Origin of the sequence: Streptomyces sp. SirexAA-E (assembly GCF_000177195.2) — a bacterium.
Taxonomy (GTDB): Bacteria; Actinomycetota; Actinomycetes; order Streptomycetales; family Streptomycetaceae; genus Streptomyces; species Streptomyces flavovirens.
In genome coordinates, this window is the sequence record NC_015953.1 from 2,136,382 (window position 1) to 2,152,676 (window position 16,295).

Below are 16,295 nucleotides of genomic sequence, written 5' to 3' on the forward strand. Positions count from 1 at the left end.
GACACTAACGGCCCTGCCCAGGTGCCGAGGGGAGCCGCAGGCCGCCGGGCCGCCCGGCGGGCTCCGGCGGATGTGCCCGCGGGCGGACGGACGCGCTTCCGGCCAGGGCCTGGTCGTAGCGGTGGCGGCAGCAGCCGGGCCATCGCCGGACGGGCGCCGAGCGGTGCGGCGACGATCCACGGGGCGGCGATGGCGGCCGTAGCCGCGAAGCGGCCGGGCGCGGTGAAGTACGAGGCGACGGCGACGCGGTGGCGGCCCCGGGCGGCGAGGGCACGCAGCGCGGTGGGCGGACGCTGCCGTCCGGTCTCGCACCCGTGACGGGACTTCTCCCCGGTCTCACGGGCGTGGCGGGGCTGTTGTCGGCACGGCCGGGACCTGCCGTGCGTCGTCGGTCACACGCGGGTCGGCGAACCGTTTCCGCGTTCCGTCCGTCCCTGTCGGTGACTGATCGGTGAGGAAGAGGGGGTGCCGCATGCGGCTGGGGACGTGGGGGCGGCCGGCGGCCCTGGGACGGCCGGGGCCGGTGCGGCTCCGGCTGCCGCGCACCCGGCGGGGGCGGCGGCGGTTGGTGCGGGCGCTGATGGTGGCGTGTACGGCGGCCCTGCTGCCCGCGACGTGGCTGCACACGACGGCCGACGCCCGGGTGCGCGGCACGGCGGACGCGCCCGCCCGTCAGGTCGCCGTGGTCTTCGGCGCGGGGCTGTGGCAGGGCAGGCCGTCGCCCTACCTCGCGCACCGGCTGGACGCGGCGGCGGAGCTGTACCGCAGCGGCAAGGTGAAGGTGCTGCTGGTGACCGGGGACAACAGCCGGGTGGAGTACGACGAACCCGACGCCATGCGCACCTACCTCACCGCGCACGGGGTGCCGGACGGCCGGATCGTCAGCGACTACGCCGGGTTCGACACCTGGGACTCCTGCGTCCGGGCCAAGAAGATCTTCGGGGTCGACCGGGCCGTGCTGGTGAGCCAGGGCTTCCACATCCGGCGTGCCGTCGCCCTGTGCCGGTCGGCGGGGATCGACGCGTACGGGGTGGGGGTGGACGCCGTCCACGACGCCACCTGGTACTACGGCGGGGCCCGGGAGGTCTTCGCGGCGGGCAAGGCCCTCCTGGACGTCGTGTTCGAACCGGACCCGCGCTTCCTGGGGCCGCGCGAGACGGGCGTGACCGAGGCCCTGTCGGCCGACCCCGCCGAGGTGGACGCCGGCTGAGCCGGCCGCCCCCGGGCACGGGCGTGCGCCGGGGAGCGGCGTCCCGTCGGACGAGGAACGGGTGGCCGTCCTCGGTCACAGGGCCGCCGGGGGTGCCGTCTCGGCCGCCACCCAGGACAGGTAGCGGGTACTGCCGCGCACGACGGGGGTGGCGATGACCTCCGGGGTGTCGTAGTCGTGCGCCACCAGGAGGTGGGCCTCCAGTTCGTCGTAGCGCAGGGCCGTCGTCTTGAGCAGCACCTGCCACTCCTGGGCCGTCTCCAGGGCGCCCTGCCACCGGTAGACGGAGGTGACGGGGCCGGAGATCTGGGCGCAGGCGGCGAGCCGCGCCTCCACCGCGCCCCGGGCGAGCTCCTGGGCCTTGTCCTCGCTGTCCGTCGTGGTCAGTACGGTCAGCCATGCGGGCTCGGTCATGCCGTTACTCCTCGGTCGCGTCGGCGTACGTCTCCCGCCGATTGTCACCCGACAGGTCCTCAGCCCCGGTAAGGACGCCGCGCCCTGGCCTCGCGCAGGGCCAGGCCCCACCAGACCAGCTGGTCCAGCAGCGTCTTGGCGGCCGCGTCCGTCGGCGCCGGGTCCTTGAGCCCGCCCCGGCCGTCGAAGAGGGCGCCCGCCTGGTGGAAGGAGACGGTGTCGCGCAGCGAGACGGCGTGCAGTTCGGCGAAGACCTGGCGCAGGTGTTCGACGGCCCGCAGGCCACCCGAGATCCCGCCGTACGAGACGAAGGCGACCGGTTTGGCCTGCCACTCGGTGTAGTGGCGGTCGATGAGGTGCTTCAGCGGGGCGGGGTAGGAGTGGTTGTACTCGGGGGTCAGCACGACGAAGGCGTCGGCCCGTGCCAGCCGGGCCGCGATGTCGGCGGGCCGGGGGACGGAGGGGGGTTCGGAGTCGGCGGTGTCGATCAGGTCGGTCTCGACGCCCGGGTGGCCCGCCGTCCGGGAGAGGAACCACTCGGCGACGACGGGGCCGAAGCGGCCCTCACGGTTGCTGCCGAGGATGACGGCCACCTTCAGCGGGGCGGCGGGCGGGGCGAAGACGGGGGTGGTGAGGTCCATGCGCCTCAGACTCACACCTCGACCATGGTTGAGATCAAGCCGGTCCGCCGCACCCCCTACCGTGGGCCGTATGACCACTCCCGCGCTCCCGCCCTACGTCGAGATGAACGGCCGCCCCGCGACCGCGGAGGATCTGCGCATCCCCGCCTTCGCCGGCTTCGGCCACTTCACCGCCTTCCAGGTCCGGGACCGGGAGGTACGCGGTCTCGCCCTCCACCTGGACCGGCTGGACGCGGCGAACCGCGAGCTCTTCGGGGTGCCTCTGGACGGGGAGCGGGTCCGGGCGCTGGTCGGCCACGCGCTCGACGGCGCGGGGGTACGGGACGCGTCGGTGCGGGTCCACGGCTATCTGCCGCCGGACCACCCGGAGACGGCCGTGATGGTGACGGTGGGAGCAGCGGCGCACTTCTCCGCGGCCCCGCAGTCCCTGATGTCCGTCCCGTTCGCCCGCGCCCTCCCGCAGGTGAAGCGGCCGGGCGAGTTCGGCCAGGCCTACTACCGGAGGCGAGCCCGGAGTTCGGGGTTCGACGAGGCGCTGCTGACGGCTCCCGGCGGGTTGGTGGCCGAGGGGGCGATCACCAACGTCGGCTTCTGGGACGGCACATCGGTGGTCTGGCCGGACGCCCCGCTGCTGACCGGGGTGACGATGACGCTCCTGGAGGACGGTCTGGCACGGGCGGGCCGTCCGACGGTCCGGCGGCCGGTGAGACTGGAGGGCCTGGCCGCCTATCGGGCGGCGTTCGTCAGCAACTCCCAGGGCATCGCCCCGGTCCACCGGATCGACGACACGTCCTTCGCGGTCGACGAGGTCCTGATGAGGGACCTGGACCGCGCGTACGGGGACGCGCCCAGGGCGGGTGTGTGACCGTGCCGGACGACCGCCCCCTGCGGATCCGTATCGAGGCCACGGACCTCCCCGGCCGCACCTGGCCCCCCGGCCCCGACTCCCCCGGCCGCGACAACGTCCACGTCGGCGTGCAGCGCAAGGACAGCCCCGGGGAGCTGACCGGCCTGCATCCCGCGGACGCCGCGTCGGTCTACTGGACCCTGGACTGCACCGCCGTGTCCACCCCGGAGGGCGTCGAGGTGTCGGGGCCGTACGTCCAGCACCGGATGGGCGGGCGCTTCGTCTACCTGTCCTGGGGCACGGTGGACGGGACCGGCCTCTTCAGCATGTTCCGGCGGGCGAAGCTGATGATGGCCGACGTCGGCCCGGACGTCCTCGGCGCGGCGATGCGGTCCGGCCGTCTGACCGCGCGGCTGCGGCTGAGCGACGGGGCGGGGCGGCCCCGGTGCGCCCGGGTGCGACCGCCGGACGTCGTGTGGTCCGCCGGGGAGGGGACATGACTTCGCCCCCACCGGCCCGGGGGGGGGGTGAACCGGTGAGGGCGATCGCCATGGGGCGGCGGGGGGGGTGCCGTCCCGTGGGGGGTGACTTCCGTGTGCCCGCCACGGGACACCTCATTCATGTGAGCTACGTCACACTCCACTGAGGCGTCGTCACCCGTTCGGCACCGCCCCCGTCCGACGGCCGCCGTCACGGCCGCGACCTGCGAAGGATCACGGCGTGGGGCGCGCGCCCCGCGGCCGGACGGGTGAAAGCTGACCGCCCGTCAACGTGCAGCGGTCCGCCGGTACCCGTTGCCTGGGAGACAGGACATATCCGTCTGCCCGGAGGATCTTCCATGCGTAGCCCCGCCCGCCTCGTGACCGGTACCGCCGCCGCGGCCCTCACCGCCGCCGCGCTCGGCCTCGTCACCGCCCCGACCGTGTACGCGGACGAACTCGGCAGACCGGGGCGCACCACGGCGACCGCCGCACCGGACGCCTCTGAGTGCCTCGCCGACCCCGCCGCCGAGGACGCCGGTGCCTTCTGCGAGGAGGAGGACGCGGCCGGATCGGCCTCGCCGGCCTCCCCCTGGTCCGGGACGGCCGAGGAGGGCGAGGGGGACGAGGAGCTGGACGCCCTGACGGGTGCGAAGCCCGGCACGGGCACCTGGCCCGAGCCGGGCACCGACCCGGGGACGGGGAACCGGCCCGAGCCGGGCACCGACCCCGGTACGGGGAGGCCGCCCTCCAAGCCGCCGGTGACCCGGCCCGCGCCCACGCCGACCGAGCGGCCCTCCGGCCACGTCAGGACCGGGGTCGGCGGGAGCGCGGCCCCCGACACGGCCCAGCTCGCCGTGGGCGGCGGTCTTCTCGGCGTGGCGGCCGTGGGCGGCGTGTGGCTCGCACGGCGTGGCCGCGCGGTGGGCACGCGGGACGCCTGACGGGCCCGGCGAGGACGACGACGTGGACGCCACAAGGCTGAGGGCCTGGGCCTGGACGGCGGGTATCGCCGCGCTGTGCGGGCTCTGGTTCGTGCAGAACGGCGCACCGGAACGGCTCGCCGCGCCGCAGCCGTCGCCCGCCGAGGCGTTCGTCGCGGACCCCGGCCCCCGGTCGGGCTCCACCGTCGCCGCACCGCTGCGCGCCTCCGAACCGGTGCGCATCCGTATCCCGCGCATCGGGGTGGACGCGCCCCTGACACGGCTCGGCCTGGGTACGGACGGCAGCCTGGACGTGCCGCCGGCCGAGGACCGCAACCTCGCCGGCTGGTTCGGGGGCGGCACCCCGCCCGGGGCGAAGGGCACCGCGATCGTCGCCGGCCACGTCGACAACGCCGAGGGGCCCGCCGTCTTCTACTCGCTGGGTTCCCTGAAGAAGGGGGCCGCGGTGGAGATCGACCGGCGGGACGGCCGCACCGCGGTCTTCACGGTCGACGCGGTGGAGGTGTACGCCAACGAGGACTTCCCCGACGAGCGGGTCTACGGCGCCTCCGCGAACGCCGCCCTGCGCCTGATCACCTGCGGGGGCGGCTACACCCGCGCGACCGGTTACCAGGGCAACGTGGTGGCGTACGCCCACCTCGCCGGGGTGCGGTGACCGCGTCGTCCCGGGCCTGCGGCCCCGGAGTCCGCCGGGTGGCCTCTCAGCCCGTCCACTGGTCGAAGCCGAGCTTGGCGACCAGCGAGAACACCACGACCAGCAGGACCCCGCGGACGAAGCCGCTGCCCTTCCTGAGCGCCATCCGCGCACCGAACATGCCGCCCGCCAGGTTGAACACAGCCATCAGCGCGGCCAGCTGCCACAGCACGGTGCCCTGGTAGGCGAACATCGCCAGCGCGCCTGCGTTGGTGCAGACGTTCACGATCTTGGCGGTGGCCGAGGCGGTGACCAGGTCGAGATGGAGCACGGCCGTCAGGGCCAGCACCAGGAAGGTGCCCGTGCCCGGCCCGAACAGCCCGTCGTAGAAGCCGATCCCACCGCCGACCAGCACGATCGCGGTGACCAGCCGGGCCCGGGTGACCTTCCGGTCCGTTCCGTCGTCCGCCGCGGCCGTGCCGAACGACGGCCGCGCCAGCACGAAGGCCGCGACCCCCAGCAGCACCACCATGATCACCGGGCGCAGGACGTCGCTGCTGAGGCCGGCGGCGAAGAAGGCGCCGGTCATCGACCCGGCGAGGGCCGTCAGCCCGATCCGCACGGCGGTGCCCACCTGGACCGGCGCCCTGCGGACGTAGGTCACGGCGGCGCCCGTGGTGCCGACGATGGCGACCGCCTTGTTGGTGCCGAGCACATGGGCGGCCGGGACGTGCGGGAGGCCCAGCAGCAGGGCGGGCAGCAGGAGCAGTCCGCCGCCGCCCACCACCGCGTCGATCCAGCCCGCCGCGGCGGCGGCCAGGCACAGGAGCACGAGGGTGGTCAGTGTTATGTCGGGCACGGGGAGACCCTAGGCACGCGGTAGGTGCCTCGTCCAACCAGTTGGCCGGTGGCCTCCGGCACGGGGCGGGCGGCCCCCAGGGGCGGCCTCACAGGGGGCGGGTGCGGGTGCTGAGCGCAAGGAGGCCTCTGATGCCGGTGCCCACTCCCCCGACCGCCCCCACCGCGGACTGACCACCGCGGCGGACACGACCCGGGTCGTGGTGCTCTGCGAGGAGCCCCGTCCCGCCTACGACCGGGTCCACCTGCCCTCGTACTTCTCCGGGCGCACCCCCGAGGAGCTGCCCCTGGTCGAGCCGGGCTTCCCGGAGCGGCACGGGACGGAGCTGTACGTCACCAAGGGCGGGATGCGGCCGGTCCGGCTCAAGATCACCGGCCCGGCCTTCTCCCCGGACGGTTCCCGGCTCTGCTCCTCGGGCCTCAGGCCTGGGGGCCGTCCGCGGCGGCCTGCGGGTCCATCCAGACGACCTCCCAGATGTGGTGGTCCGGGTCCTGGAAGGAACGGCCGTACATGAAGCCCATGTCCATGGGGTCGTTGGCCGGGGACCCGCCGGAGGCGAGCGCGGCGTCGGCCAGCTCGTCGACCCGGGCGCGGCTCTCGGCGCTCAGGGCGACGAGGACCTCGGTCGTCTTCTCCGCGTCGGCGATCTCCTTCTTGGTGAAGTCCTTGAAGCGCGGCTCGCTGATGAGCATCGCGAAGATGGTGTCGCTGATGACCAGGCAGGCCGTCGTCTCGTCGCTGAACTGCGGGTTGAAGCCGAACCCGAGCGCGGCGAAGAAGTTCTTCGTCACCTCCAGGTCCTTGACCGGCAGGTTCACGAAGATCATCTGAGGCGTGGTCATGGTTCTCACTCTTCCGTCCCGGCACGTCGTGTGCTCCGTGGCGCTGTGTTCGAGCGCTTTCGAAAAGGTGGACGGTCGCGGCGGGCGGAACTCATCGGTCTCCGGGACGGATGTGCGACCCGCCGTCCAGGCCCGCCCGCCCGCCGCACGCCGGGTCAGGACAGGGCGAGCGGGGCCGTTCCGCCGCGCAGCAGGGAGGCGCCCAGCGGGGTGAGCGTGTGCAGGACCGAGCCGCCGTGTCGCAGGCTCAGCACCAGGCCGGCCTCGCGCAGGACGCAGGCGTGCTGGCTGGCCGAGGCGAGGGACACCCCGGTCCTGAGGGCCAGCTCGCTCGTCGTGCAGCCGTTGCCCACGGCCTGGAGGACCGCGGAACGGGTGTGGCCCACGAGCCGCCCGAGCCAGGGCCCCGGCTCGGTGGACGCCGGGGCCGCCGGGTGGGTGACCGGGTAGACGAGGACCGGCGGCAGGCCGGGATCCCGGTAGACGACCGGGGCTCCCCGGCAGAAGAACGACGGCTGGAGCAGCAGGCCCCGCCCGTCCAGGTGCAGGTCGCGGTCGACGGGGTAGTCCGCCTCCAGCACCGGCCGGCGCCAGCGGATCATGGACGGCAGGGTGGCCAGCAGCTCCTCCGCCCCGCCGTCCAGCAGGGCGCGTCCCCGGACCGCCCGGTCGGCCTCGACACTGGCCCGGATGTGGGCCCAGTACGGCTCGACGGCGGCCCGGTGGTAGCCGTGCAGGGCTGCGATGAGGCGGCCCAGCGGCTCGGTGCGCCCTTCGGCGAGCGCGTCCAGCAGCGCCGTGGGCGGTCGTCCTCCGGGCAGCCGCTGCCGGGGGGCCTGCTGGGCGAGCAGCGCCAGTTCGCCGTGCAGACGGTCCCCCGGGGTGTCGCGCAGCGCCTCCATTCCCGCGTCCAGGCCGAACGGTTCGGCACCCGCCTGTGAAGGCGTCAGGAAGTCCGGGAAATAGCCGCGGAGCGGCACGACCGCCGACAGCAGACGTGCTTCACCATTCAACCGGGCCCGGGATTCCGTCCGCCATTTCCCGAAGACCGTGGAACCGCGTCGGTCCCGCAGCCGGTGAAAGCTGAGAATCGTTTCCCACATTGCGTCCGGCCTGGTGGCCATCCGAACCCTGGAAAGGTCCACCCCGGACATATGGATACGCAGCACCGAACCCCCACCTGTTGCACCCGCAATCGCCCCCATCAAAGGGTATGCATATCGTCACAGGAGGTCACCACGGGGTTTCGGCCAGAGTTGAAACGTCTCGCCCGTTTCGCCGCCAGCCGAAAGGCTGTACGACGTCGGGTGCGATTCCTTTCGTCACCGAAAGAGCGGGTGAGGGCCGTGGGGGGCTTCGCTCGTTCGGCGGAGGTGGCGGACGGAGCGGCTCCGCATCCGACGGGGGTAACGGCTTCACGCGCTGTCGCGGGTGAGGCCGTAAGAGGTCCGGGCTTCACCGCCGGGTCCTCCGAGCCGGGTGCGGCCCGTGGGTGGGGATCCATGGGCCGCACCTCGGTCCGCCGGGCACCGGATTTGCTGGCCCAACGATGAAAAGAAACAGCGGCCGGTTAATGGTTCGCCATTCAAGGACGAAGCGCGGGCAAAGACGAAGCGACGGCACCCCCGCACAGGGTGCCGTCGCTTCCGGATTTCCGGGCCCGCCGCCGGTCCGGCGAGGGTAGGGACGACCGGATCGGCGGGCCCGGAAGAACGGTGACCGGCCGCTCAGCGGCTGTCGCTGCCCTTCGACCCGGCTGCGGCGCGGCCCGCTTCCAACCGGGCGACCGGGATGCGGAACGGCGAGCAGGAGACGTAGTCCAGACCGACCTCGTGGAAGAAGTGCACCGACTCCGGGTCGCCGCCGTGCTCGCCGCAGACGCCGAGCTTCAGGTCCGGGCGGGTGGCCCGGCCGGCCGCCACGGCGCTGCGGACGAGCGAGCCGACGCCGTCCTTGTCGATGGTCTCGAAGGGCGACACACCGAAGATGCCCTTCTCCAGGTAGGCGGTGAAGAACGAGGCCTCCACGTCGTCGCGGGAGAAGCCCCACACGGTCTGGGTCAGGTCGTTCGTACCGAAGGAGAAGAACTGCGCGGCCTCGGCGATCTGACCGGCGGTCAGCGCGGCGCGGGGCAGCTCGATCATGGTGCCGATGGTCAGCTTGAGCGAGGTGCCGGTGGACGCCTCGACCTCGGCGACGACCCGGTCGGCCTCCTCGCGGACGATCTCCAGCTCCTGGACCGTGCCGACCAGCGGGATCATGATCTCGGCGCGCGGGTCGCCCTTGGCGTTCCTGCGGTGGGCGGCGGCCTCCGCGATCGCCCGGACCTGCATCGCGAACAGCCCCGGGATGACCAGACCGAGCCGGACTCCGCGCAGGCCGAGCATCGGGTTCTGCTCGTGCAGCTTGTGCACGGCCTGGAGCAGGCGCAGGTCGTTCTCGTTGGCGTCCTTGCGGGCCTCGGCGAGCGCGACCCGTACGGAGAGCTCGGTGATGTCCGGCAGGAACTCGTGCAGCGGCGGGTCGAGCAGCCGTACGGTGACGGGCAGCCCGTCCATCGACTCGAACAGCTCGATGAAGTCGGCCCGCTGGAGCGGCAGCAGGGCGTCCAGCGCGGCCTCACGCTCGGCGTCGGTGTCGGCGAGGATCAGCTTCTCGACCATCGTGCGGCGCTCACCGAGGAACATGTGCTCGGTGCGGCACAGGCCGATGCCCTGGGCGCCGAAGCGGCGGGCCCGCAGGGCGTCCTCCGCGTTGTCCGCGTTGGCCCGTACCCGCAGCCGGCGTACCCGGTCCGCGTACGCCATGATCCGGTGCACGGCGGCGACCAGTTCGTCGGCGTCGTCGGCGCCCGCGTGCATGCGGCCCTCGAAGTACTCGACGACCGGGGACGGCACGACGGGCACCTCGCCGAGGTAGACCTTGCCGGTGGAGCCGTCGACGGAGACGAGGTCGCCCTCCTCGACCACGGTGTCGCCGACCGTCAGCCGGCGGCGCTTGGTGTCGACCTCGATCTCCTCGGCGCCGCAGACACAGGTCTTGCCCATGCCGCGGGCGACGACGGCGGCGTGCGAGGTCTTGCCGCCGCGCGAGGTCAGGATGCCCTCGGCGGCGATCATGCCGTCGAGGTCGTCGGGGTTCGTCTCGCGGCGGATCAGGATGACCTTCTCGCCGGACCGCGACCACTTGACGGCGGTGTACGAGTCGAAGACGGCCTTGCCGACGGCGGCACCCGGGGACGCGGCGATACCGCGGCCGAGCAGCACGGTGGTGGCCTCGTCGTCGAACCGGGGGAACATCAGCTGGGCGAGCTGGGCGCCGTTGACCCGCTGGAGCGCCTCGGCCTCGTCGATGAGGCCCTGGTCGACGAGCTGGGTGGCGATCCGGAAGGCCGCACCGGCGGTGCGCTTGCCGACCCGGGTCTGGAGCATCCAGAGGTGACCGCGCTCGATGGTGAACTCGATGTCGCAGAGATCCTTGTAGTGGGTCTCCAGCGTCTCCATGATCTTCATCAGCTGGTCGTAGGAGTTCTTGTCGATCGACTCCAGCTCCGCGAGCGGCACGGTGTTGCGGATGCCCGCGACGACGTCCTCACCCTGGGCGTTCTGGAGGTAGTCGCCGTAGACGCCCTGGTGGCCGCTGGCCGGGTCGCGGGTGAAGGCGACGCCCGTGCCGGAGTCGGGGCCGAGGTTGCCGAAGACCATCGAGCAGACGTTGACGGCCGTGCCGAGGTCGCCCGGGATGCGTTCCTGGCGGCGGTAGAGCTTGGCCCGGTCGGTGTTCCACGAGTCGAAGACCGCCTTTATGGCCAGGTCCATCTGCTCGCGCGCGTCCTGCGGGAAGTCCCGTCCGGCGTCGCGGGCGACGATCTTCTTGAACTGCTTGACCAGCTTCTTCAGGTCGGCCGCGTCCAGGTCCACGTCGACGGTGACGCCCTTGGCGTCCTTCGCGGCCTCCAGCGCCTCCTCGAAGAGGTCGCCGTCGACACCGAGGACGGTCTTGCCGAACATCTGGATGAGGCGGCGGTAGGAGTCCCAGGCGAAACGCTCGTCGCCGGACTGGGTGGCGAGGCCCACGACCGAGTCGTCGGAGAGGCCGATGTTGAGGACCGTGTCCATCATGCCGGGCATCGAGAACTTGGCGCCGGATCGTACGGATACCAGCAGCGGGTCGTCGGCCTGGCCGAGGTTCTTGCCCATCCGCTTCTCGAGCGCCGCGAGGTGTGCGCCGACCTCGTCGCGCAGCTCGGCCGGCTCGTCACCGCTGTCGAGGTAGACCTTGCAGGCCTCGGTGGTGATGGTGAAGCCGGGAGGGACCGGCAGCCCGAGATTGGTCATCTCGGCGAGGTTGGCACCCTTGCCGCCGAGGAGGTCCTTCAGATCCTTGTTGCCCTCGGTGAAGTCGTAGACGAACTTCTGAGGATCTTTGTTTTCCGACACGGGTCTCGACTCCTCGAGGACGCGGTGGCTGCCCTGACGGCGAGGAACATACCCAGATCGAAGGTGACTGGGTACGCCCACTTGCGCGTCGTGGGGCTCCGACCACCCGTCCGCCACCGGATCCAAAGTGACGGGCGGATTCGGGCCGGCCCCGGACCGCGTTCACCTCTCGAACTCATCGCCACACAGGGTGGCGAGATCCGGTCCATCCACCCACGGGCGGTAGCGGATGCGTCGATCGATCAAAGTACGGCACCCTGGCACCCAGTGCCGTCATTTGAGAAGTGCAGCATCCAAAAGAGCGCTCATCTGAGCCCCCGTGAACTCAAGGGTGGCGAGAATCACTCTCAGGAGTGCGCTCAGATGTCATCATGCGGACGTCTCGGACGCCCTCGCTCATCACCTGGACGTAACAAATGCACTACCTGGCGTGACGTTCACCCCACACGGCCGACAGGATCCACCCGCAGCTCCCCGCCACCCGTCCGGAACCCACACGAAAGCCCGCTCATATGAGCGGGCCTCGGTTCGGGCACTGCGTGCCTTGTGATGCGGGTGCGACTCAGCCGCCGGAGGTGTCGAGCTCGGCCTCGGCACCCACGCCCGCGCAGTCGTACGGGTCCTTGAGCCAGCCGTCCGGGAGCGCCACGCGGTTGTTGCCGGAGGTGCGCCCCCGGGGGCCGTCCGCGCCGTCCGGCCACGGCTGGTCCAGGTCCAGTTCGCGCAGCTGGGCGTCCAGCTCCTCCAGCGACGAGGTGACGGCGAGCTTCCTGCGCATCTCGGAGCCGACGGCGAAGCCCTTGAGGTACCAGGCGACGTGCTTGCGGAAGTCGATCACGCCCCTGCTCTCGTCGCCGATCCACTCCCCGAGCAGCGTGGCGTGGCGCAGCATGACGTCCGCGACCTGTCGCAGGGTGGGCGTCTGCCGGGCCCCGGTGCCCTCGAAGGCGGCGACCAGGTCGCCGAAGAGCCAGGGCCGGCCCAGGCAGCCGCGGCCGACGACCACCCCGTCGCAGCCGGTCTCGCGCATCATCCGCAGGGCGTCGTCCGCGCTCCAGATGTCCCCGTTGCCGAGGACGGGGATCTCCGGGACGTGCTCCTTGAGGCGGGCGATGGCCTCCCAGTCGGCGGTGCCGCCGTAGTGCTGGGCGGTGGTCCTGCCGTGCAGGGCGACGGCCGTGACGCCCTCCTCGACGGCGATGCGGCCGGCGTCGAGGTAGGTGAGGTGGTCGTCGTCGATGCCCTTGCGCATCTTGATGGTGACCGGGAGGTCTCCGGCGCCCGCCACGGCCTCCTTGAGGATCGCCCTCAGCAGCGGCCGCTTGAACGGGAGCGCGGAGCCGCCGCCCTTGCGGGTGACCTTGGGGACGGGGCAGCCGAAGTTCAGGTCGATGTGGTCGGCGAGGTCCTCCTCGACGATCATCCGGACCGCCTTGCCCACGGTGACCGGGTCCACCCCGTACAGCTGGATGGAACGCGGGGTCTCGCTCGCGTCGAAGTGGATGAGCTGCATGGTCTTCTCGTTGCGCTCGACCAGTGCCCGCGTGGTGATCATCTCGCTGACGAACAGCCCCTTGCCGCCGGAGAACTCCCGGCACAGGGTGCGGAACGGGGCGTTGGTGATGCCGGCCATCGGGGCCAGCACCACCGGCGGCTGCACGGTGTGCGGTCCGATGCGGAGCGGTGCGGGGGCGGCGGGGGCGAGCGTGGTCATCCCCCCATTGTCGCGCACGCCGGCAAGATCGCTCCCGCCGCCCGCCCGGCCCGCCCGGGCTCGGACGGAACGGCCGCGCAGGCCCGGGCGGGCACGGCCGCGCAGGCCCGGCGGGAACGGTCGCTCAGGCCCCGGCGGGCACGAGCTCGGCCAGGCGCTCCAGGCCCCGCCGGGACTCCTCGTCGGCCGGGGCGTACGTCACCATGCGCGGGCCGGCCGAGGGGCCCAGCCAGAGGTCGGTGTGCTCCAGCCGGAGGATCCCCACGTGCGCGTTGCTGAAGAGCTTGGTGCGCCCGCCGGGGCCCACCACCTCGTGCCGGGCCCAGATCTCCCGGAACTCCGGGGAGGCTGCCTCCAGGCGGCTCAGCAGCGCCTTCCACGGGGGCTCGGCCAGGTGCTCGGCCATGGCCGCGCGGAACTTGGCGGCCATCACCCGGCGCATCCCCTCCAGGTCGACGACGGAGTCGCGCCACGCGTCGCTGGTGAAGGCGAGAAGCAGGCAGTTGCGGTCCTCGGGGGGCACGGAGTCCAGATCGCACAGCAGCCGCCCGTAGGTGCGGTTGTGGGCGAGGATGTCGTACCGGCTGTTCTGGACGCAGGCCGGGAAGGGCTCCAGGCGGGTGAGCATCTGCTGCAGCGCGGGCGTCACCCCCGTGCAGCGGGTGCCCGGCGCCGGGTCCACGGCACCGGCGAGCGCGAAGAGGTGGCCGCGTTCGCTGACGTCGAGGAGCAGGGCACGGGCCAGGGCGTCCAGCACCTGGGGCGAGACGTGGATGTCGCGGCCCTGTTCGAGCCAGGTATACCAGGTGACGCCGACCGCGGAGAGCTGGGCCACCTCCTCGCGGCGCAGCCCCGGGGTGCGTCGGCGCGGTCCGCGGACCAGGCCGACCTGCTCCGGGGTGATCCGCTCGCGGCGGCTGCGCAGGAACCCGGCGAGTTCCTGCCGCCTGATGTCGGTCGCGCCCGCGCGTGTCGCCGTAGTCGTCATGCTCCCAGCCTGCCGAACGGACCGTCCCCGTGCCAGGTGCCCTCGGTACCAGGATAAGAAGACTCTGGTACCCGTCTGGGGACGGGCGCATCGTCGAGGACGTGAGTGAATCCCCTGTACTGACGACAACCTCCTCCGCCGGCGCCACCGGCACCGCCGGGGCGCGGTACGACCACCCCTCCCCCGTGCTGGGGGCGCTCGGGCTGTTCACGGTGCTGCTCGGCGCGGCGCTGCCCCTGATCGACTTCTTCATCGTGAACGTCGCCCTGCCCACCATCGACCACGACCTCGCCGCGGGCCCCGCCCTGCTGGAGCTGGTCGTCGCCGGCTACGGCCTCTCGTACGCCGTCCTGCTCGTCCTCGGCGGGCGCCTCGGCGACATGGCGGGGCGGCGGCGGCTCTTCCTCGCCGGGATGGCGGCCTTCGGTCTCACGTCACTGGCCTGTGGTCTCGCGCCGGACGCCTGGACGCTGGTGGGGGCCAGGGTGGCGCAGGGCGCGGCGGCGGCGCTGATGCTGCCGCAGGTGCTCGCCACCATCCAGTCGGCCACGGCCGGGCACCGCAGGGCCCGCGCGATGAGCCTGTACGGGGCGACGGCCGGGCTCTCCATGGTCGCCGGGCAGATCCTCGGCGGTGTCCTGGTGTCCGCCGCCCCGCTGGCGTCCGTGTTCGGCGAGAGCGCGGGGTGGCGGTCGGTGTTCCTGGTGAACGTGCCGGTGGCGGCGGTGGGGCTGGTCCTGGCCGTGCGTTCGGTCCCGGAGACCCGGTCCGACCGGCCCGCCCCCGTGGACGTCCCGGGCACGGCGCTGCTGGCCGTGTCCCTGGTGACGCTGCTGGCCCCGCTGACGGAGGGACGGGCGGCGGGATGGCCGCTGTGGACCTGGGTGTCGCTGGGGCTGTTCCCCTTCGCGGCGTACGCCTTCTGCCGGGTGGAGCTGCGGGCCGACGCCCGGGGCCGGGTGCCGCTGGTGCCGCCGAGCCTGTTGCGGCTGCGGTCGCTGCGGCGGGGGCTGGCGCTGGTGGTGCCGTTCTCGATCGCCTTCGGCGGCTTCATGTTCGTGATCGCTGTCGCCCTCCAGCAGGGCCTGGCCATGGGCCCCGCGTCGGCGGGCCTGTCCCTGGCGCCGATGGCCGCCGCCTTCTTCGCGGCGTCGCTGGCGGGCCCCCGGCTCGTCCGCCGCTTCGGCAGCCGGGTCGTGACGGCGGGAGGGCTGATCCAGACCGTGGGCGTGGTACTGCTCGTGGCCACCGTGTGGCGTGCCTGGCCGGACCTGGGGCTGCTGGGCCTGCTTCCGGCCATGGCGGTCGCCGGCTTCGGGCAGGGACTGCAACTGCCCGTCCTGTTCCGGATCGTGCTCTCGGACGTGCCGGCCGACCGTGCGGGTGTGGGCGGCGGTGTGATGACGACGACGCAGCAGGCGTCGCTGGCCCTGGGGGTGGCGACGCTCGGGACGCTGTTCCTCGCCCTGGTGCCGGGGTCAGGGATGCGGGACGCGCTGATCGTGACGCTGCTGGTGCAGTTGTCGGCCGTCGTGCTGACGACCCTGCTGAGCCTTCGGCTGCCGCGCGCGATCGGCTGAGCGGTCCCGGACACGGGTGCGGGCCCGGACCACCTCGGTGGTCCGGGCCCGCGGCCGGCGTCGGACGCCGGCGGGTGGGTCAGCTCTGCGCCGCGTCCTGCTGCGGCGGGGTGTCGGACTCGGCGGAGCCCAGGGCGCGCTCACGCATCCTGCGCGCCAGCTCCTGCTTCCGCTCGGCCGCCGTCCTGCGGTCGGCGTCGCGTGCGGGGATGTTGTCCTGCTGGTCGGCACGGGACAGCTTCTTGCGCTGTCCGCCTACGCCGAGGAGGTTGTTGCGGCTCTTGGCCACGGCGTTCTCCCATTCGTGGTGAGACGTGAGGTCGGAAGTGATCGGGGATCCGGTGGATCGTTCGACGGCCGGCGGGTCCGTGGTGCGGGCCCGCCGCGCGCTCACTCGTAGATCTGGAAGAACGAAGACATGCCGAAAAGGTACCTCGGATACGAGAGCCCCCTCACCCGGTTTTCCGGCGGGCGGGGCGGCCTCGCTCAGGCGGACGGGTCGACCGTCGCCCGGTGGGCCTCGGCGAGGTGTTCCTGGGCCTTCAGCCAGGGCAGGAACTGCGCGTTCCGGCGCCAGCCGCAGGTGTCGCAGGCCAGCCGGCGCCGCGGGCCCGACTTCGTCACGTGGACGACGTGCTCGCGGCCGTGCCCGTCGTATCTGCTGACCTTGCTCGTGGTCATGGACGCCATGGAGCCTCCTGGGA

General features: G+C 72.8%; 16 protein-coding genes and 1 pseudogene. 6 read left to right on the plus strand and 11 right to left on the minus strand.

Going from position 1 to position 16,295, the window contains the following annotated elements:
* Window positions 1-4: 4 nt before the first annotated feature.
* Window positions 5-287, minus strand: a pseudogene (locus tag SACTE_RS34925) (hypothetical protein); the annotation flags it as partial.
* Between the two features lie 185 nt (window positions 288-472).
* Here SACTE_RS34925 and SACTE_RS09485 point away from each other — a divergent pair.
* A complete protein-coding gene (locus tag SACTE_RS09485) occupies window positions 473-1,210 on the plus strand; it encodes an ElyC/SanA/YdcF family protein (RefSeq protein ID WP_014045815.1) in 738 nt (245 codons plus the stop codon).
* A 75-nt stretch (window positions 1,211-1,285) separates the two neighbouring features.
* Here SACTE_RS09485 and cutA read toward each other — a convergent pair whose 3' ends face one another.
* Together cutA and SACTE_RS09495 are read right to left on the minus strand one after the other, a co-directional pair.
* Window positions 1,286-1,624 (minus strand): divalent-cation tolerance protein CutA, encoded by a 339-nt coding sequence (gene cutA, locus SACTE_RS09490; RefSeq protein ID WP_014045816.1) that lies wholly within the window; start codon window positions 1,622-1,624, stop codon window positions 1,286-1,288.
* 59 nt (window positions 1,625-1,683) lie between these two features.
* Window positions 1,684-2,265, minus strand: coding sequence for an NAD(P)H-dependent oxidoreductase (locus SACTE_RS09495; protein ID WP_014045817.1), 582 nt, complete (start codon window positions 2,263-2,265; stop codon window positions 1,684-1,686).
* A gap of 70 nt (window positions 2,266-2,335) precedes the next feature.
* Here SACTE_RS09495 and SACTE_RS09500 point away from each other — a divergent pair, with 70 nt between their 5' ends.
* The 4 genes from SACTE_RS09500 to SACTE_RS09515 all read left to right on the plus strand — a co-directional run bounded on the left by SACTE_RS09500 (window position 2,336) and on the right by SACTE_RS09515 (window position 5,190).
* Window positions 2,336-3,130, plus strand: a complete 795-nt coding sequence (locus SACTE_RS09500; RefSeq protein ID WP_014045818.1) for an aminotransferase class IV — start codon at window positions 2,336-2,338, stop codon at window positions 3,128-3,130.
* Window positions 3,127-3,612 carry a DUF5990 family protein gene (locus tag SACTE_RS09505; RefSeq protein WP_014045819.1) on the plus strand — a complete coding sequence of 162 codons (486 nt, stop codon included), beginning with the start codon at window positions 3,127-3,129 and terminating at the stop codon, window positions 3,610-3,612. Before SACTE_RS09500 ends, SACTE_RS09505 begins: the two co-directional genes overlap by 4 nt.
* Before the next feature lie 338 nt (window positions 3,613-3,950).
* Window positions 3,951-4,535, plus strand: coding sequence for a hypothetical protein (locus SACTE_RS09510; protein ID WP_014045820.1), 585 nt, complete (start codon window positions 3,951-3,953; stop codon window positions 4,533-4,535).
* 22 nt (window positions 4,536-4,557) lie between these two features.
* Window positions 4,558-5,190, plus strand: coding sequence for a class F sortase (locus tag SACTE_RS09515; protein ID WP_014045821.1), 633 nt, complete (start codon window positions 4,558-4,560; stop codon window positions 5,188-5,190).
* Window positions 5,191-5,236: 46 nt separating this feature from the next.
* On the opposite strand, the gene SACTE_RS09520 is transcribed toward SACTE_RS09515, so the two are convergent.
* The 6 genes from SACTE_RS09520 to SACTE_RS09545 all read right to left on the minus strand — a co-directional run bounded on the left by SACTE_RS09520 (window position 5,237) and on the right by SACTE_RS09545 (window position 14,011).
* Complete coding sequence (locus SACTE_RS09520; RefSeq protein WP_014045822.1) at window positions 5,237-6,028, minus strand: TSUP family transporter; 792 nt, start codon at window positions 6,026-6,028, stop codon at window positions 5,237-5,239.
* Window positions 6,029-6,447: 419 nt separating this feature from the next.
* Window positions 6,448-6,870 carry a VOC family protein gene (locus SACTE_RS09525; RefSeq protein WP_014045823.1) on the minus strand — a complete coding sequence of 141 codons (423 nt, stop codon included), beginning with the start codon at window positions 6,868-6,870 and terminating at the stop codon, window positions 6,448-6,450.
* Between the two features lie 155 nt (window positions 6,871-7,025).
* Window positions 7,026-8,039, minus strand: coding sequence for a helix-turn-helix domain-containing protein (locus SACTE_RS09530; RefSeq protein ID WP_014045824.1), 1,014 nt, complete (start codon window positions 8,037-8,039; stop codon window positions 7,026-7,028).
* A gap of 558 nt (window positions 8,040-8,597) precedes the next feature.
* On the minus strand, window positions 8,598-11,309 hold the full coding sequence (gene ppdK, locus SACTE_RS09535; RefSeq protein ID WP_014045825.1) for a pyruvate, phosphate dikinase: 2,712 nt from the start codon (window positions 11,307-11,309) through the stop codon (window positions 8,598-8,600).
* Between the two features lie 562 nt (window positions 11,310-11,871).
* Window positions 11,872-13,023, minus strand: coding sequence for a tRNA dihydrouridine synthase DusB (gene dusB / locus SACTE_RS09540; protein WP_019992659.1), 1,152 nt, complete (start codon window positions 13,021-13,023; stop codon window positions 11,872-11,874).
* 124 nt (window positions 13,024-13,147) lie between these two features.
* Window positions 13,148-14,011 carry a helix-turn-helix transcriptional regulator gene (locus tag SACTE_RS09545; RefSeq protein ID WP_014045827.1) on the minus strand — a complete coding sequence of 288 codons (864 nt, stop codon included), beginning with the start codon at window positions 14,009-14,011 and terminating at the stop codon, window positions 13,148-13,150.
* Window positions 14,012-14,196: 185 nt separating this feature from the next.
* On the opposite strand from SACTE_RS09545, the gene SACTE_RS09550 reads away from it, so the two are divergent.
* Window positions 14,197-15,591, plus strand: a complete 1,395-nt coding sequence (locus tag SACTE_RS09550; protein ID WP_026358995.1) for an MFS transporter — start codon at window positions 14,197-14,199, stop codon at window positions 15,589-15,591.
* 79 nt (window positions 15,592-15,670) lie between these two features.
* Here the strand turns inward: SACTE_RS09550 and SACTE_RS09555 are convergent, their stop codons facing one another.
* Window positions 15,671-15,880, minus strand: a complete 210-nt coding sequence (locus tag SACTE_RS09555; RefSeq protein ID WP_014045829.1) for a DUF6243 family protein — start codon at window positions 15,878-15,880, stop codon at window positions 15,671-15,673.
* 197 nt (window positions 15,881-16,077) lie between these two features.
* The gene (locus SACTE_RS09560) at window positions 16,078-16,281 is read right to left on the minus strand and encodes a hypothetical protein (protein ID WP_014045830.1); all 204 of its coding nucleotides are present in this window, start codon (window positions 16,279-16,281) and stop codon (window positions 16,078-16,080) included.
* Window positions 16,282-16,295: the final 14 nt, after the last annotated feature.

What these genes read in the sequence shown, in the direction of transcription:
- SACTE_RS09485 (WP_014045815.1), top strand. Translation starts at nt 473, where the DNA reads ATGCGGCTGGGGACGTGGGGGCGGCCGGCGGCCCTGGGACGGCCGGGG.
- cutA (WP_014045816.1), bottom strand. Translation starts at nt 1,624, where the DNA reads ATGACCGAGCCCGCATGGCTGACCGTACTGACCACGACGGACAGCGAG.
- SACTE_RS09495 (WP_014045817.1), bottom strand. Translation starts at nt 2,265, where the DNA reads ATGGACCTCACCACCCCCGTCTTCGCCCCGCCCGCCGCCCCGCTGAAG.
- SACTE_RS09500 (WP_014045818.1), top strand. Translation starts at nt 2,336, where the DNA reads ATGACCACTCCCGCGCTCCCGCCCTACGTCGAGATGAACGGCCGCCCC.
- SACTE_RS09510 (WP_014045820.1), top strand. Translation starts at nt 3,951, where the DNA reads ATGCGTAGCCCCGCCCGCCTCGTGACCGGTACCGCCGCCGCGGCCCTC.
- SACTE_RS09525 (WP_014045823.1), bottom strand. Translation starts at nt 6,870, where the DNA reads ATGACCACGCCTCAGATGATCTTCGTGAACCTGCCGGTCAAGGACCTG.
- dusB (WP_019992659.1), bottom strand. Translation starts at nt 13,023, where the DNA reads ATGACCACGCTCGCCCCCGCCGCCCCCGCACCGCTCCGCATCGGACCG.
- SACTE_RS09545 (WP_014045827.1), bottom strand. Translation starts at nt 14,011, where the DNA reads ATGACGACTACGGCGACACGCGCGGGCGCGACCGACATCAGGCGGCAG.
- SACTE_RS09560 (WP_014045830.1), bottom strand. Translation starts at nt 16,281, where the DNA reads ATGGCGTCCATGACCACGAGCAAGGTCAGCAGATACGACGGGCACGGC.